Annotated in this window: 11 protein-coding genes; 6 read left to right on the top strand and 5 right to left on the bottom strand. The window is 65.8% G+C overall.

Annotated elements, in window-relative coordinates:
- Positions 1-25 precede the first annotated feature (25 nt).
- From sufC to B4N44_RS09610, 3 genes are all read left to right on the top strand, one after another.
- Positions 26-781, top strand: a complete 756-nt coding sequence (gene sufC, locus B4N44_RS09620) for a Fe-S cluster assembly ATPase SufC (protein ID WP_296699938.1) — start codon at positions 26-28, stop codon at positions 779-781.
- Positions 778-2103, top strand: a complete 1326-nt coding sequence (gene sufD / locus B4N44_RS09615) for a Fe-S cluster assembly protein SufD (protein WP_296699935.1) — start codon at positions 778-780, stop codon at positions 2101-2103. Before sufC ends, sufD begins: the two co-directional genes overlap by 4 nt.
- Before the next feature lie 109 nt (positions 2104-2212).
- On the top strand, positions 2213-2623 hold the full coding sequence (locus B4N44_RS09610; protein WP_296699934.1) for an SUF system Fe-S cluster assembly protein: 411 nt from the start codon (positions 2213-2215) through the stop codon (positions 2621-2623).
- A gap of 204 nt (positions 2624-2827) precedes the next feature.
- Here B4N44_RS09610 and B4N44_RS09605 read toward each other — a convergent pair whose 3' ends face one another.
- The 4 genes from B4N44_RS09605 to B4N44_RS09590 form a co-directional block, all read right to left on the bottom strand.
- A complete protein-coding gene (locus B4N44_RS09605) occupies positions 2828-3997 on the bottom strand; it encodes an alkaline phosphatase family protein (protein ID WP_296699931.1) in 1170 nt (389 codons plus the stop codon).
- Between the two features lie 97 nt (positions 3998-4094).
- Positions 4095-4637: a DedA family protein gene (locus B4N44_RS09600; protein WP_296699929.1), complete on the bottom strand. Its 543-nt coding sequence runs from the start codon at positions 4635-4637 to the stop codon at positions 4095-4097.
- 97 nt (positions 4638-4734) lie between these two features.
- On the bottom strand, positions 4735-5547 hold the full coding sequence (locus tag B4N44_RS09595) for an undecaprenyl-diphosphate phosphatase (RefSeq protein WP_296699926.1): 813 nt from the start codon (positions 5545-5547) through the stop codon (positions 4735-4737).
- 106 nt (positions 5548-5653) lie between these two features.
- The gene (locus tag B4N44_RS09590; RefSeq protein ID WP_296699922.1) at positions 5654-6394 is read right to left on the bottom strand and encodes a 4'-phosphopantetheinyl transferase family protein; all 741 of its coding nucleotides are present in this window, start codon (positions 6392-6394) and stop codon (positions 5654-5656) included.
- Between the two features lie 123 nt (positions 6395-6517).
- Between B4N44_RS09590 and B4N44_RS09585 the strand changes: the two genes are divergently transcribed.
- The 3 genes from B4N44_RS09585 (at position 6518) to B4N44_RS09575 (ending at position 9589) form a co-directional block, all read left to right on the top strand.
- Positions 6518-6733 (top strand): hypothetical protein, encoded by a 216-nt coding sequence (locus B4N44_RS09585; protein WP_296699920.1) that lies wholly within the window; start codon positions 6518-6520, stop codon positions 6731-6733.
- A gap of 78 nt (positions 6734-6811) precedes the next feature.
- Positions 6812-9193, top strand: a complete 2382-nt coding sequence (locus B4N44_RS09580; RefSeq protein WP_296699917.1) for a Tex family protein — start codon at positions 6812-6814, stop codon at positions 9191-9193.
- 42 nt (positions 9194-9235) lie between these two features.
- Positions 9236-9589: an SET domain-containing protein gene (locus B4N44_RS09575; RefSeq protein WP_296699914.1), complete on the top strand. Its 354-nt coding sequence runs from the start codon at positions 9236-9238 to the stop codon at positions 9587-9589.
- Positions 9590-9622: 33 nt separating this feature from the next.
- Here B4N44_RS09575 and B4N44_RS09570 read toward each other — a convergent pair whose 3' ends face one another.
- Positions 9623-15061 carry a diguanylate cyclase gene (locus B4N44_RS09570; protein ID WP_296699911.1) on the bottom strand — a complete coding sequence of 1813 codons (5439 nt, stop codon included), beginning with the start codon at positions 15059-15061 and terminating at the stop codon, positions 9623-9625.
- Positions 15062-15380 lie beyond the last annotated feature (319 nt).

The raw sequence follows: 15380 nt of genomic DNA, 5'->3' as shown, positions 1-15380 counted from the left end.
GACGCGACCGATCAGGAGACATATGATGCTGTCTGTGAAGGGCCTTCGGGCCAATGTGGGTGAAAACGAGATCCTGACGGGGCTGGATCTGGAGGTCGGTCCCGGCGAGATCCATGCCATCATGGGTCCGAACGGCTCGGGCAAGAGCACCTTCTCGCATGTCCTTTCCGGACGCGAGGGTTACGAGGTGACGGCCGGTTCGGTGACCTTCGAGGGGCAAGACCTGCTTGCGCTCGAGCCCGAGGAGCGCGCGCATCTGGGCGTCTTCCTGGCCTTTCAGTATCCGGTGGAGCTGCCCGGCGTCAACAACACCTATTTCTTGAAGGCCGCGCTCAACAGCATCCGCAAGGCCCGCGGCGAGAGTGAGTTGGATGCGGTATCGTTTCTTCGCCTCATCAAGGAGAAGCTGAAGATCCTGCATCTGAACGACTCTTTGCTCAAGCGCGCAGTCAACGCAGGATTTTCCGGCGGTGAGAAGAAGCGCAACGAGATCTTCCAGATGGCCCTGCTCGAGCCCAAGCTCGCGATCCTCGACGAGACCGATTCCGGGCTGGACATCGATGCACTGCGGGTTGTTGCGGACGGCGTGAATGCACTGCGCAGCCCCGAGCGCTCGATGATCGTGGTCACCCACTATCAACGTCTGCTCGACTACATCGAGCCCGATCGTGTCCATGTCTTGGCGAAAGGCCGGATCATCCGCTCGGGCGGCAAGGAGTTGGCGTTGGAGCTCGAAGAGAAGGGATACGGCTGGATCCTCGAGCAGGAGCAGGCGGCATGAACGGCGCTTCGCCCACCAGCTTCGACACCTGGCTCTCCGCGCGCGCGGACGGCGAGGCCGGCGCCGGGCTTGATTGGCTCGAGGCGCAGCGGCGCAGTGCCTTGGACCAAGTGCGCGAGCAAGGCGTGCCGGGTACCAAGCAGGAAGCGTGGCGTTATACCAGTCTGAAGCGACTGATCGAGCAGGGGTTCGCTCGGGTCGAGGACGAGGTCACCGCGCTGCAGCTGCAGGACATCGAGGAGCTGCTGATCCCCGGGTTGGACAGCCATCGCGTGGTGATGGTGAACGGCCGCTATACGCCTTCTCTGTCCGCGCTCGGCGACCTGCCTCGCGGTGTTCGCGTGACCGGTCTGCGGGCCTTGTTGGCAAGCGACCCCGATGCCTTGCGCGAGCGCCTCAACGGCGTGACGGGCGAGAGCCAGCCCTTGTTTGCGGCCTTGAACATGGCGGGTCTGGACGATGGCCTTGTGGTCTTGCTCGACCGCGGTGCGACCCTCGAGCGGCCGATCGAGCTGATCCATCTCTCCGTCGGGATGGACGAGCCGCGCGTCGCTCAGCCCCGCCATCTGGTCTCGCTCGCGGACGGTGCGCAAGCGACCCTGATCGAGCGGTATGTGAGTCTCGGCGAGTCGCTCTACTGCACCAACTCGGTGTTGGAGCTGTCGCTCGGGCGCGACGCCGTGCTGAAGCACGACCGCATCCAGGTCGAGAGCCTGAACGCCTTCCATATCACGGGTCTCTATCTGAGTCAGGGCGCCGGCAGCCGTTATGTCGGTGTCAACATCGGCCTTGGCGCCGCTTGGGCGCGCACCGATCTGGTGGCCCGCTTCAGCGGCGAGCATGCCGAATGCGACCTGCAAGGGCTCTATCTGGCGGGCGATCGGCAGTTGATGGACTACCACATCGATGTGAATCATGCGCTCCCGTCTTGTTCGAGCCGCGAGACATTCAAGGGCATCCTCTACGGCAAGGGTCGGGCGGTCTTCGACGGCCGGGTCGTGGTGGCCAAGGACGCCCAGAAGACCGATGCAGCCATGTCCAACAAGAATCTCATGTTGTCCGAGAATGCGGAGATCGACACCAAGCCGCAGCTCGAGATCAACGCCGACGACGTGAAGTGCAGCCACGGCACGACCGTCGGCCAAATCGAGCCGGAGAAGCTGTTTTATCTGCGCTCGCGCGGCATCTCCGCACCCTTTGCACGTCGCATGCTCTGCTTGGGATTCGCCGAGGAGATCATCGACGCATTGCACAGCGATGCATTGCGCGAGGCGGTGTCGGAGGAGGTCGGGCGCCGACTCGAAACCGCTCCGCTGACCTAAAGCGCGTCTTCTACGGAGGCCGTGGGATCGAGAATGGTCAAGCCGATCGCGCGCATCGCCTGTAGCGCCCGACGCGGTTCAACCGGAAATTGTAGTCAAGAGGTCGAGCATGAACAGACTGGCCCGCTTCGCCGGCTTCGGGAAGCATGACGATGACGAGGGGAGTGCGGATACGACCGTGCTCACGCAGGATGTCGCGGTCGAGCAGATGGACGCCGAGGAGCTGCGCGAGCCGATTATCGAGGCGCTGCGCAGCGTCCAGGATCCGGAGATCCCCATCAACATCTACGATCTGGGTCTGATTTACCGGGTCGACATCTCGCCGGTCGGTGACGTCTCGATCGATATGACGCTGACCGCGCCGGCCTGTCCGGTCGCCGGCATGATGCCGATCATGGTGAAGGATGCCGTCTCGAAGGTCGAGGGCGTGGGGCTGATTCAGGTCGACCTGGTGTGGGATCCGCCTTGGAGTCAGGCGAACATGAGCGACGAGGCACGTCTCCAGCTCGGCTTGATGTGACGGCGCTCGGCATATTAAACCGCGTCCAGAGCGAACTGCTCATTGTCGAGTGAGCTCGGCGTTCGGTGCGTCCACAACCCGTAGTGGGGACGCGGTTTAAAATGGAATATTTTTAATATCTTAAACCGTGCAAGCTCCAACTTGCGTCAAGTCTGCCGGTCCCGATCCCATCCAAAAAACATCGCATACTGCGCGAGGCGCGGTTTAAGTGCGCAGCAGACACAAGGGAACCCGAAGCTCGGTCTCGCTGAGCCCGCCGTGGACCCCGATCTGGCGGTATGGCTGCTCGAAGGGCAGCCACTGTCTGATGACGCCGTTGCCTTTCGGCAGCAGACAAACATCCCCGACACGCTCCATGAATCGCGGGTGCCGTCTCCCCCTTCCGAAGAATCCCTCCTCGACCAGCTGCTCGCTCGCCACGAGTGCCACTCGGTCCGCGAGGACATCGCTGCAATAGTCGCGAAAGGCGTCCGCATGGCCGGAGCGGAGATAGCAAAAGGCCGCACGCGGCTCGCCGCACAGCGGCAGTAAGAGATGGTTTTCAAGCTCAGGATGATCGGCGAGATCGATCACATCCGCGGGCTGAGTATCCAATTGACCGTGATCCGCACTGACCAGCAGCAGGCTGTCCGTATCGTCGATCTCATGCATAAAGGCGGCGATCTCCTGTTCGATCGCAAAAAGGTGTTCCTGTGCAGCCGGACTCTCCATGCCCTGCTCGTGACCGATGGCGTCCAGTCTCGGCCAGTAGAGATAGCAATATTTAGGCTCGCGGCGACGTCGCCCCCAACCGCGCAGAACCCCGGCAGTGCGAGTGAACATGTCGCGCAATCCCTTGAAGGTCATCAGCTCGCCGCGCCCGAGATGTGCGCGGTTGAAGTCCGACCGGGCGATGTGTGCCGGCGAGACCAAGATGCTGCGGGTGGCGATCCGGTCGGAGATCGGGGTGGTCCCGAAGAGCTTGACCGGATCGATCCCCGCCTTCCGATAAGGCACGCCGCCGAAGCGCGGCGTGCCCGGGAGCACCGTCATCACGCACCCGAGCTCGCCCAGATAGGTATGCCAGCCGGTCAGTCCATGTGCCGACGGCGCTTCGCCGGTCAGAAATGTCGGGATCGCGGCGGCCGTCGTCGAGGGGAAGACCGAGGTGAGGGTCGCGCGCCGCGCTCGGCTCAAGATCCCGTCCGGTGATCGCTTGTCGAGCCAATCGGCGCCCAGACCGTCGATGACCATAAGGATCAGATTAGTGGCTTGCGCCAGCTCGTCCGTCGGCAGATCGCGCAGGCTCGGGGCGTCGGATCGCCCGCCGCGGGCCTGGATGATGCTGCTCATCAGATTGAGGATACCGCCGCCGTCGTAGTCCGGCCGTGTCATCTCTAGCGCGTCCGGTGGCTGGGAATCGACCATGCTTCCGCCCCCCGTTGGTTGTTGCCCAGGTCACGGGCGCGCCCGCGGTGCGACTTGTCGCGGTTCAGGCGTGTTGGCCGGCCGATTTACGGCGTACCAGGAACCAGATGAACGCGAGGATCAAGACCGCCGAGAAGGCGAGCACATAGGGTCTGAGCGGCTCGATGACATCGGTGATGCGTTGGAAGTCCTCCTTCAGGGTGTAGGCCCCGAACCCGAAGGCGCCGACCCAGAGACTGGTGCCCAGAATGGTTCCCGTGAGGAAGCGCCACCAGGGCATCTGCAGCGCCCCGGCTGCGATATTGCTGGTCTGACGCAACCCGTCGAGAAAGCGTGCGACGATCAGCAACCCGATCCCCCAACGCGCGAAAGCCGCCTTGGCCTTTTCCAGACGTTCGCGGTGTTTGGACGCGCGTTTGAGCAGCCCCTTCAACCCGTAGCGTCCGATCAGATAGCCGATGATGTCGCCGAGCTGGGTCGCCGTCCACGCCACGATCAAGACGGCCACGATGTCCATCTTTCCGGTTGCAGCCAAGAGCGCGCAGGCGATCAAGAGGGTTTGGCCCGGCAGCGGGATTCCGAAGCCTTCGGCCAATGCAGGCGACAAACAGCGCCCAGAGTCCGTAGCGGTCCAGGATCGGCTGCAGGCTTGCGATCCCGGAGGTCAAGGTCGTTGCGATTTCGGCTTCGAGACTCACGGCGGATCACCACACCAGCATCAGAATCACGGCGCCCAGCAGAACCCGGTAGATGACGAAGGGTAGCATGCTGATGCGCTCGATGAACTTCAGGAAGTAATGAATAGTTAGGTAGGCGCAAACGAACGACAGGGCCGCGCCGAGCAACAGCGACATCCAGTCGACCGGCTCGCCGGCCTGCAGCAGATCGAGCGTTTCGAGCCCGCCGGCCATGATGATGGTCGGGATCGCGAGCAGGAACGAGAAGCGCGAAGCCGCCTTACGGGTCAGCCCGAGCATGAGTGCTGCGGTAATGGTAATGCCCGAGCGCGAGGTCCCCGGAATGATGGCGACCGCCTGCATGACGCCGACGAACAGGGCCGCCTTCCAGCCGACGCTGTACTCGTCGCGGGCGCGTTTGCCGCTGAAGTCCGCCCACCACAGCAGCAACCCGAACCCGATGCTGGTCGCCGCGACCACCAGGGCGACCAGGGTCGGGTCGTCGCGCAGAACCTCGAGCACGGACTTGAGGGGTAGGCCGAGCAGGACCACCGGCAGGGTGGCGAGGATGATCATCCAGCCCAGGCGGGCATCGGGCGCGTCGAATCTGCGTGTGCGCAACGACTGCAGGACGGCGATCGTCATGGTCGCGATCTCGCGTCTGAAATAGAGCATCACCGCGGCGAGCGTGCCCAGATGCAAGGCGACGTCGAAGGCGAGACTCTGCAGCTCGTAGCCGAACAGGAGCGGTGTCAGGATCAGATGTCCAGAGCTCGAGATCGGCAAGAACTCCGTAAGGCCCTGGACGAACGCGAGTAAGGCGATCTGAATGGTATCCAACGAACGGCGCTCCTCGGGACTGAAGGCGCGGATTATACGCGGCGTGCCGGCCTTTTCACCGCGATCTTGCGCGACCTTATCCACCGATCGACGATGCCGGCGCCGATCATGCCTGCGGCAGCAGATCGAACGTCGACCAGTCCGACACCGGCGGCAGGGTCTCGCGCGCAATCGCAGCGATATAGCCGGCCTCCGGGATGCAATGCAGAACGGACGGCACTTGTGCGCCGGCGGGGCGAGGCCGGAAGAGTCCGCGACCGTCGGCCTTGGCATCCGCCTCGAGCGCAGTCCAGGCACGGTAGAAGCGGGCGAGACGCTCCTCCTGCGGGGCTGATGCGAGGGCCCGCACCACCTCGGGCGCGAACATCCGTTCCGCCACCGCCTCGATGCTGTGCCGCGGGCGGATCCACTCGCAGTCCACACCCACATCGTTGCTCGGACCGACCCCGGAGCAAACGCCCACCAAGGCCAGATCGCCGGTCGTCGTCAGATTGAATGAAAGCGGCACCGCTGCGCCGGCGAGTGCCGGCTTGCCGGCCGGACCATAGTCGAAGCGGAGTGACCCCGGCGGGGCGTCGAGATAGTGCGAGAGGATCTCGCGCAGTCCGGCATGCGCGCGCACATAGCGCTCGCGATAGGGCAGATGGCGCAACCGCGCCGCGCGTGCGCGCTGGCGTTCCCCGAGCAGGCTCAGGGCGTGCGCGAACTCGATCCCGTCCGCATCCGTGCGGATTCGCCATAGATGCAGTGCACCCGATCGGATCTCGCAACGGCTCGGCCCGGCGGTCCACTCGATCTTCGGCGGGACCGTCATCTTGCCCACTTCATCCTGTCTTTGAGTCGACATGCGTTGTGACCTCCGTCTTCATCTTCCTATAATCGCCGAATCCTCGACAAACAGGGCGACACGGTCTCTCCGGGTATACGCCTGTCTGTCGGACCATCTCGCTCCCCGCTGGAGGCCAGTGCCTTGCAGACTCATGAGCAGTGTCGTGTGGATGCGCGCATCGAGGCGGTGTGCACGAAGGGTTGCAATCAGGTCAGGCAAGACATCGCCGCCTTGGAGGCCGGGGTGCAGCTGCCCGAGACGCGTGATCTGAGCGAGGAGGAGTGCCGAACCCTGCTGCGCGAACTCAAGCAGATCATGGCCGTCTACGGCGATGCCTGTCGACTGCCGCCGCCCTGAGCGCCTGCGCCCTTCGCGTCGGGGGTGTATGCTCCCGACGCTATCCAATCTGATTCGCCGCATCGGAACCCATCGCGCATGACCGACATCACCCGGACACTCAGCCAGGAGCTTGCCGCTCGACCCGAACAGGTCGAGGCCGCCATCCGACTGCTCGACGAGGGCGCGACCGTGCCCTTCATCGCGCGCTATCGCAAGGAGGCCACCGGGGGGCTGGACGACATCCAGTTGCGCTTGCTCGAAGAACGCCTGGTTTATCTGCGCGATCTGAACGAGCGCCGCGCCACCGTGCTCAAGAGCATCGAGGAACAGGGCAAGCTGACGCCGGAGCTCCAAGCCGAGATCGTCGGCGCCGAGACCAAGCAGCGTCTTGAAGATCTCTACCTGCCCTTCAAACCCAAGCGGCGCACCAAGGCCCAAATCGCACGCGAGGCGGGGCTCGAACCCTTGGCCGATGCGCTGCTTGCGGATCCGAGCGCGTCGCCCGAATCGCGCGCGGTGGCCTATGTGGTAGCGACCAAGGGGGTCGAGGATATCGCGGCCGCCTTGGAGGGTGCGCGTCAGATCCTGATGGAGCGCTTTGCCGAGGATCCCGAACTGACCGGGCGTCTGCGCGATCACCTCTGGGAGAGGGGGATTTTGGTCGCCAAGGTCATGCCGGGCAAGGAAGAAGAGGGCAATAAGTTTTCGGATTATTTCGACTATCGCGAGCCCCTCGCACGCATTCCCTCGCACCGCGCACTCGCCTTGTTTCGCGGGCGCAACCAAGGCGTCCTGCACTTGGAGCTGTTGGCCGGGGAGGGCGATGATCCGGACGCGATCTGTCGCGGTCTGATCGCATCGCGCTTCGGGGTCCGGCAGGCCGGGCGCTCCGGCGACGACTGGTTGATCGAGACGGTGCGCAAGACCTGGCGGATCAAGCTGCTGACGCGTCTCGACCTGGAGCTCAAAGGTCGGATGCTGGAGGCGGCCGAAGAAGAGGCGATCCGCGTCTTCGGGCTCAACCTCAAGGCGCTTTTGTTGGCGGCCCCGGCAGGCCGGCTTGCGACACTTGGACTGGATCCCGGACTGCGCACCGGGGTGAAGGTCGCTATCGTGGACGGCACCGGGCGTGTCGCGGCGACCGACACCATCTACCCCCATGCGCCGAAAAACCAGTGGGATGCCTCGATTGCGCGTCTCGCCCTGTTGGCAAAGGAGCATGAGGTCAAGCTTGTCAGCATCGGCAACGGGACCGGCTCGCGCGAGACCGACCGGCTGGTGCGCGAGCTGATCCAGAAACATCCGGAGCTCGGCCTGCGCTCGCTTGTCGTGAGCGAGGCGGGCGCCTCGGTCTATTCGGCCTCCGAATTCGCATCCAAAGAGCTGCCCGAGCTGGATGTCTCGCTGCGCGGCGCGGTCTCGATCGCACGCCGTCTACAGGATCCGCTCGCCGAGCTGGTCAAGATCGAGCCCAAGGCGATCGGTGTCGGGCAGTATCAGCACGATGTCAATCAACCGCGTCTCGCGCGCGCCCTCGACACCGTGGTCGAGGACTGCGTAAACGCCGTCGGGGTGGATCTGAACACCGCCTCCGTGCCGCTTCTGACCCGGGTCTCCGGTCTCAACCGCACCCTGGCCGAAAACATCGTCCAGTTTCGCGAGACCAACGGGGCCTTTTCCAACCGCAAGCGCCTGATGGCGGTCCCGCGATTCGGCGAGAAGGCGTTCCAACAGAGCGCCGGCTTCCTGCGGGTGCGCGACGGCGACGAGCCTCTGGACGCCTCCGCCGTTCACCCGGAGGCCTATCCGCTGGTGCGCAATATCCTGGCCGAGACCGGCAAACCCATCACCGCGCTGATCGGCGACAGCGCGACCTTGCGCCGCTTGGATCCCGCCCGCTTTACCGACGAGCGATTCGGTCTGCCGACGGTGAAGGACATCCTCGCCGAGCTGGAGAAGCCCGGCCGCGACCCACGTCCCGAGTTCAAGACCGCTACGCTCAGGGAAGGGGTGGAGACACTCAAGGATCTCAAACCCGACATGATCCTGGAGGGAACCGTCACCAACGTGACCAACTTCGGCGCCTTCGTGGATGTCGGGGTCCATCAAGACGGCCTGGTGCATATCTCCGCCTTGGCCGACCGCTTCGTGAAGGATCCGCATGCGGTGGTCAAGTCAGGCGATCTAGTCAAGGTCAAGGTCATGGAGGTCGACCTCATGCGCAAACGCATCGCACTGAGCATGCGTCTGGGCGATGTCGCGCCCGAGCGCGCGGCCGGCGATGCCTCGGAGAGCCGCTCGCCGGGTCGAGAGCCGCGCCCGAGGGCACACACGACGCCGGGTCGGCCCGGCCGCTCGGCCGATGCACGCCCGGCATCCGACGGGCGAGGTGCGGCACGCGCCAAGACGCCGGCAGCGTCCGAGGCCTCCGGCGGCGGGACCATGGCGGATGCCTTCGCCAAGGCCAAACGCCGCTGAGGTCGCGTAACGCGACGCGATCGCGCCCCGCCCCCGCCTCTGATGGGCCGCCGCTCACACTCCGCCGACGACCTGCTGCGCACGCGTGTCTACCGCGCCGCCTCGCCGATTCACGGCCAAGGCTGCTTTGCCAAGATCGCGTTTCGCAGCGGCGACTTCATCGGCACCTTCGAAGGCCCCGTGGTGGACCGAGACGGCACCCATGTGCTCTGGACCTATGATGCCGAGGGCAACGTCCTCACCGGTCGCGAGGGGCGCAACCTCCTGCGTTGGCTGAACCACAGCGACGTCCCGAACGCCGAGCTCGACGGCTTCGATCTCTACGCACGCCGGGCGATTGCGGTCGACGAGGAGATCACCTTCGACTACGGCGGTGCCTGCGGGGACGCGGTTTGATCCAGGATTCCGCAGACCCTATCGCCGGACCGCTTACGGCAATGGCATGGACCCCGCGCCTCCCGGGAACGTCCGATTGCGACCCCCGGCCTTGGCGCGGTAGAGCGCCTCGTCCGCCAGCCGCAGCAGTGACTCGGGCGAGGTGGCGTCCCCGGGTACCAGCACCGCCACGCCGATGCTGACTGTGACCCGGCGGAGCGGTGAGGCGTCATGGGGCAGGGCCAGGGCCTCCAGGGAGCTGCGGATCGACTCGACGAGGCGCAGCATGCCCGCCGCGTCGGTGTCGGGGGCGATGACCGCGAACTCCTCGCCGCCATAGCGGGCAGCCAGGTCGCTGATCCGGTGCGCCTGGGCGCTCAGTACCCCGGCAATGGCGCGCAGGCATTCATCGCCGGCCTGGTGGCCGTAGCGATCGTTGTAATGCTTGAACCAGTCCACGTCGAGCATCGCCAGGCTTAGAGGCCGTGCGGCGCGGGTAGCGCGTTGCCACTCGGCCTGCAGCGTCTCGTCGAAGCGGCGACGATTGGCGAGGCCGGTCAGGCTGTCGGTGGTGCTCAGGATCGCCAGTTCGCGGTTGGCGGCCTCGGCAGCCGCCCGGGCGCGGGCGAGTTCCTCCCGCGCCTGTCGGCTCGCGGTGATGTCCTGGGCACTGGTGCGAAAACCGAGCGAACGGCCATTGGCATCGAGGATGGGGCGCCAGGACACGGACACCCAGACTGTCGAACCGTCCTTGCATCGACTCCGGAACTCCAGATTTTCGCCGCTACTCCCCTCTATCGCCTCCTGGAATGCCCTGGCCACCGGGGGCCGATCGTTCTCGTCCGTGACCATGATCAGGAAGTCGTCGGCGGCCACGTATTCTTCCGGGGTGAAGCCCGTCAGCTCCAACGAAAACGGATTCATCCATAACAGCTTGCCTTCCGGACTGAACCAGGCCTCCCAACTGGCCGCGTAATTGGCGATGGCCTTGAACTTTTCCTCGCTCTCGCGCAATGCCGCTTCCACCTGCTGACGTTCGGCGATTTCCGCCTCGGCGCGATCGATGGCGTCCGTGAGCAGCCGGTTGGCCTCGGACAGCTCGCCGGTGCGCCGCGCGACCTTCTCTTCGAGTGACCGGTAAAGCCCGGCGTTTTCGAGTGAAACCGCCAACTGTCCGCCGAGGACGGACACGGCCTCGATGCGCGCGGCGGTAAAGGCGGCGCGAAACAGCCGGTTCTCAAGGACCAGAAAAGCCGTGAGTCGCCCATGGAGGAAGATCGGCAGGCCCAGCAGCGAACACAGCGGCAGACCGGCGAAGTGGGGATCCCCGGCAAAGCGGCTGTCGATGACCGCATCGTCGGAGACCAGGGGCACGCGCGTCTTCAGCGCCAACCGCATCCCGGCGGCGGTGATGATTCCCCTCTCCGCGGCCTCTTCAACCGTCATGCGCTCCAACGACTCCTCGCCGCGCACCCCGCCCTCCAGGTACCAGCGCCCGGCTTCGTTCAGGACCAGCAACCGCACGTCGGTCGCGCCGGTCAGTTGGCCCACCAGCTCCACCACCCGCGCCACCAGTCGCGGCAGCGACCGCTCGGCGGCAAGGGCCTGGGAGGCGCGCAGCAGTGCCTCATGGTCCAAGGCATCGCATTGGCTATCCCGCGCGCTGCCTGGACGGCTGGTGTCCAAAAACGGCCAGGCGTCGCGCATCGCCCGCGCCTTTCCAACGGCTCCCCAATGCCGATAGAGGGCATGCGCGCGCGCCAGCAGGGCGCGGCCGGCGTCCTCCAGCCCGCGGCGCAGGTAGCAGTGTCCGGCCCGCTCGATGATCAGTGCCTGGTGCCAGGGGCGCCGCTCGGCGCCGGCGTGGCGTATCGCCCGTTCAAAGCGCTGGAGCGCGTCCCAGGGTTGCTCCAGGACGTCCAGCCGCTCGGCCTCCACCAGGTCGTGGAGATGGCCAAAGTTCATGGGTGCGTCGGCGGCGCGCACAGCGAGCCAGGTCTGGTTCGCACCGAGCCGTTCCAGCAGGGCAGGCCGGCCGGCCTCGTCGGTCAGCCGCAGTTGCTCGATCAGCGCGAGTGAATGCAGAAACATGGTCAGGGCGGTCGGGTAGAAACCGCTGATGTGACGCGACAGGCCGACCGCGGCCTCGGCATGGCGAGACAGCCCCGCCATGTCGTTGAACAGACAGGCCCCCAGCGCCCGATAGGTCTGATAAAAGGCGAGCGCCATGGCGTTGCCCTGGATGGCCGCGAGGTGCGCCGCATCGTCGAAATCGGCGTCGGCAAAGCCCCCGCGCTCGCGGGTCTTGCCCTGCAAGGCACGCACGAGCTGGCGGTAGGGCAAGAACGCCTGCTCCGAATGCCTGCTCCCGGTCTTGCGCGTAAAGCCGATGGCCGCAGCGAGCTCAGTGTCCATCTCGGCGAGTTGTGCGCAGGTGTCGAACAGGGCCGCCAGCGAGTTAAAAAAAGTAAAGTTGGCGAACTCCAGGTCGCCGGCCCGCAAGAGCCCGGCGTAAGCCGCCCGGGCATGGTCCAGATCATCGGGCAGTGGCTGAAACCAATGACAGGCAAAGAGCCCGAAGGCATGCTGGGCGCGAGCCACTTCAGGGCCGTGATCGCGCGCGAGTGCGGTTTCCAGTGCCGCGCGGGCCGCGCGGTAACCCGTGGCATAGTCGTCCCGCAGGGCGATGGTCACCATCGTGATACAGCACATCGGGTAGCACAGGAGCTCGCAGTAGCCGGCCTCGATCCACAGGCGGCTGCAGCGCGCCATCATCCAGAATCCCAGCAGCGAGCCGGAAAAGAGCGCGGCCGGGATCAAACGGTTGAGCAGCTGCGCGACCATGAGCAGCTGCTCATCGTCCAGGTTGCATTGGGTGGGTAACTGCTCCAGCGCGCCGGCCGCAACGTGGCGGTAGAAGCGATCGAGCTCCTGATCGAGATGGTCGCGGGTGTTCTCCAGCGGCAATGCGATACCCAACTCGGCCAGCAGGCCGGACCCCAGACTGACGGCCTCGTCGTAGCGGGTGCGGTTGGACAGACTGGCAATCTGGATGCACAGGGGTGCGAGCAATTGACGCGGCGATGCCGCCTGCGGCGCCAGCATGGCATAGACCGCATCGGCCTCGTCGTGGCGCGATTGGCTATAGAGCACCAGGTGCAATTCGCAATGGACGCTGAACGCCGCGGCCTGATCGCGCTGCCAGGCGTCCGCCGCCAACAGCCCGATCCCCAGCGTCAGGAATCGCTCCGCGGTGATCAATGAACCGGCCTGGCGGGCCTGAACCGCGGCCGCGAGGAAGAGTGCGCGGGCGCGCGAGCGCTCGGCGCTCTCGACGATCAGCGGCGCGGCCATCGCATAATGTTCGGCGGCGCGTAAGGGATGCTCGGGATCGGCCGCGGCCTGGACCAGGCGCCGGGCCATCGCCAGATGCAGCCGCTCGCGCCAGGCGTCGTCGCGCAGTTGATACACCGCCTGCTGCATGCGGTCGTGGCAAAACGCCAGCGCCGCCCCGCGGTCGGCTCGATGCATGGCCAGCGCCTTGGGCGTGACCAGAATTCCGCGCTCCAACGCAGGTCCGAGCCGCGGCGCGAGTGCGTCGGGATCCTCACCGGTGGCGAGCGCCAGTAAGCCCAGGGTGCAGGCGTTGCCCAGACAGGCGGCGGCGACCAAGGTATCGGCGCTCTCCTGCGCCAAGGTGCGCAGCCCGTCGGCGAGGAAATCCACGACATTGGTGCTTGCCGGGTGGGCGGCAATGGCGGCGAGGTCCCAGTGCCAGCTCCCCTTCTGCGGGTCCGGCCGCAGCGCCCCTTCGCGGTAAAGCGCGTTCAGGAACTCGATGGTAAAGAAGGGGTTGCCGCTGGTCTTGGCGTAGAGCGCGGTGGCCAGGGGTTGTACGCTGTCCGGCTGACGGTGCAGCATGTCGGCAAGCAACCTGGTCATGTCGTCCGCCGTCAGGCTGGCCAGGGTCAGCACCTGGGCCGGGCTGCCGGTGGCTGTCGGTTGGCGCAGCAGGCGCAGGAGGGGGTGGGCCGCGTCGACCTCGTTGTCGCGATAGGCGCCGATCAATAAGAGTCCACGCAGCGCCGTGTCTTCGAGCAATGCCCCGATGAAGTCCAGTGACGGTTGGTCGGCCCATTGCAGATCGTCGAGAAACAGCACCAGCGGATGCTCGGGCGCAGCGACCTGCCGCAGCAGGGCGACCAAGAGTGCGCGCAAACGCACCTGCGCCTCGCGTGGCCCCAGTTCCGGTGCGGGGGGCTGCGCACCGAGCAGGGCCTCCAGTTCCGGCACGACCTCGAACAAGGCGGCGGCGTCCGGGCCGACGCCATCGAGGATGCGCGCGCGCCACGCCTCGACCTGTGCCTCCGGTTCCGCGAGAAGCAACTGGCACAACTGGCGCAGGCCCTGTGCCGGGGCCAGAAACGGGCGGTTGCGGCTGAACTGCTCGAACTTGCCGCTTATAAAGAGGCCATTGCCCAGCGTCACCGGCCGGTGGATCTCGTGGATCAGCACCGTCTTGCCGACCCCCGAGTAGCCGGCCACAAAGAAGCCCCGCGCACCGCCTGCAGACGCGTCGGTAAAGGCTGCCATCAGCGTGGCCAGCTCCTGCTCGCGTCCGTATAGGCGGCGCGGCGGGCGGGGGGCGAGGGTCAGGTCGAACTCCTTCAACCGCACCGCCGCGAGTGGCTGATCGGCGGCCAGCGCGGTGTGCAACTGCTCCAGATCGTGGGCGAGCCCGGCCGCGCTCTGATAGCGGTCGTCCGGTTCCTTGGCGAGCAGGGTCAGGATCAGCTCTGCCACGCGGGGCGGCAACCAGGGCGCCCGCTCTTGCGGCGGCACCGGCGTGCGGGCCAGGTGGGCGTGGATCAGGCTGAGGGTATCGGTGCCCGCGAAGGGCGGGGCACCGGTGGCCAGGGCATAGAGGGTGGCGCCGAGCGAATAAAGGTCGGTGCGGTAGTCGACCGGCCGGTTCATCCGCCCGGTCTGCTCGGGCGACAGATAGGCCGGGGTGCCCGGCAGGACACTCGGGTGATCGAACCCCGGGTGTTCCTCGGCAAAGGTCGTGGCCAGATCGTAATCGATGATCTGAACACGTAGGTCCGAGGGCCGCACCAGGATGTTGGCGGGGTTCAGATCCTTGTGAATGACGCCGCGCCCGTGGATGCACGCCACGGCATGCGCCAGCGCGTGGGCGATGGTCAGAAAGCGCTCCAGATCGAGGTCGCCCAAGAACCCCGACGCCTGCAGGGTGATCCCGCCGAAATCCGCCATGGCCAGCTCCGGCGTGGCCGGGTCGTAGCGCACCAGACGCGGACAACCGGGGAGGCCCTGCAAGCGATCCAGGATACGTTGCTCGTTGTGCAGCGCGGCCCGGGCGGAGCCGAGATCCCCGTCATCGCGGCCTTGCTTGACGATCAAGGGACCAGCCGCCGGGTCGAGCAGGCGAAGCACCCGCTGGTGACGCCCGCGGTGGATCTCGGTTGCGCTCATATCAGATCCCCTCGGTTGAGTCAAGACGCTGCTTCCTGTGTTGCGCGGATGAACCCTCCGGAGGAGTGGACGATGCCTTTTGGGTCAAGGATAGCTGAACCCGACGGGGTGGTCCCGAGAATGCGCGCGCGAGGAGGGCGCGCACCCGGATCCAGGCTCGATGGAACGGGCCGCCGAATACTGCGTCTCCTCAGCGACCTGTAGCTATGGCACACCCCGGATCGGCCGCCGTTGCCGATTCGCCGGGTGCTCCGACGAGTTGCTTTGAACAGGATGCGCCCCGACACTAGACTCCCAGTTCGTCACCCCGCGAGTCACC

The sequence above is a fragment of the Thiocapsa sp. UBA6158 genome (assembly GCF_002423035.1).
Lineage (GTDB): Bacteria > Pseudomonadota > Gammaproteobacteria > Chromatiales > Chromatiaceae > Thiocapsa.
The sequence above is the reverse complement of the archived record's forward strand: the minus strand, read 5'-3'. Positions and strand labels throughout refer to the sequence as shown.

Excerpts from the sequence above, each read along its gene's own strand:
- sufC (WP_296699938.1), top strand. The coding sequence starts at position 26 with ATGCTGTCTGTGAAGGGCCTTCGGGCCAATGTGGGTGAAAACGAGATC.
- B4N44_RS09610 (WP_296699934.1), top strand. The coding sequence starts at position 2,213 with ATGAACAGACTGGCCCGCTTCGCCGGCTTCGGGAAGCATGACGATGAC.
- sufD (WP_296699935.1), top strand. The coding sequence starts at position 778 with ATGAACGGCGCTTCGCCCACCAGCTTCGACACCTGGCTCTCCGCGCGC.
- B4N44_RS09575 (WP_296699914.1), top strand. The coding sequence starts at position 9,236 with ATGGGCCGCCGCTCACACTCCGCCGACGACCTGCTGCGCACGCGTGTC.
- B4N44_RS09580 (WP_296699917.1), top strand. The coding sequence starts at position 6,812 with ATGACCGACATCACCCGGACACTCAGCCAGGAGCTTGCCGCTCGACCC.
- B4N44_RS09570 (WP_296699911.1), bottom strand. The coding sequence starts at position 15,061 with ATGAGCGCAACCGAGATCCACCGCGGGCGTCACCAGCGGGTGCTTCGC.
- B4N44_RS09590 (WP_296699922.1), bottom strand. The coding sequence starts at position 6,394 with ATGTCGACTCAAAGACAGGATGAAGTGGGCAAGATGACGGTCCCGCCG.
- B4N44_RS09605 (WP_296699931.1), bottom strand. The coding sequence starts at position 3,997 with ATGACACGGCCGGACTACGACGGCGGCGGTATCCTCAATCTGATGAGC.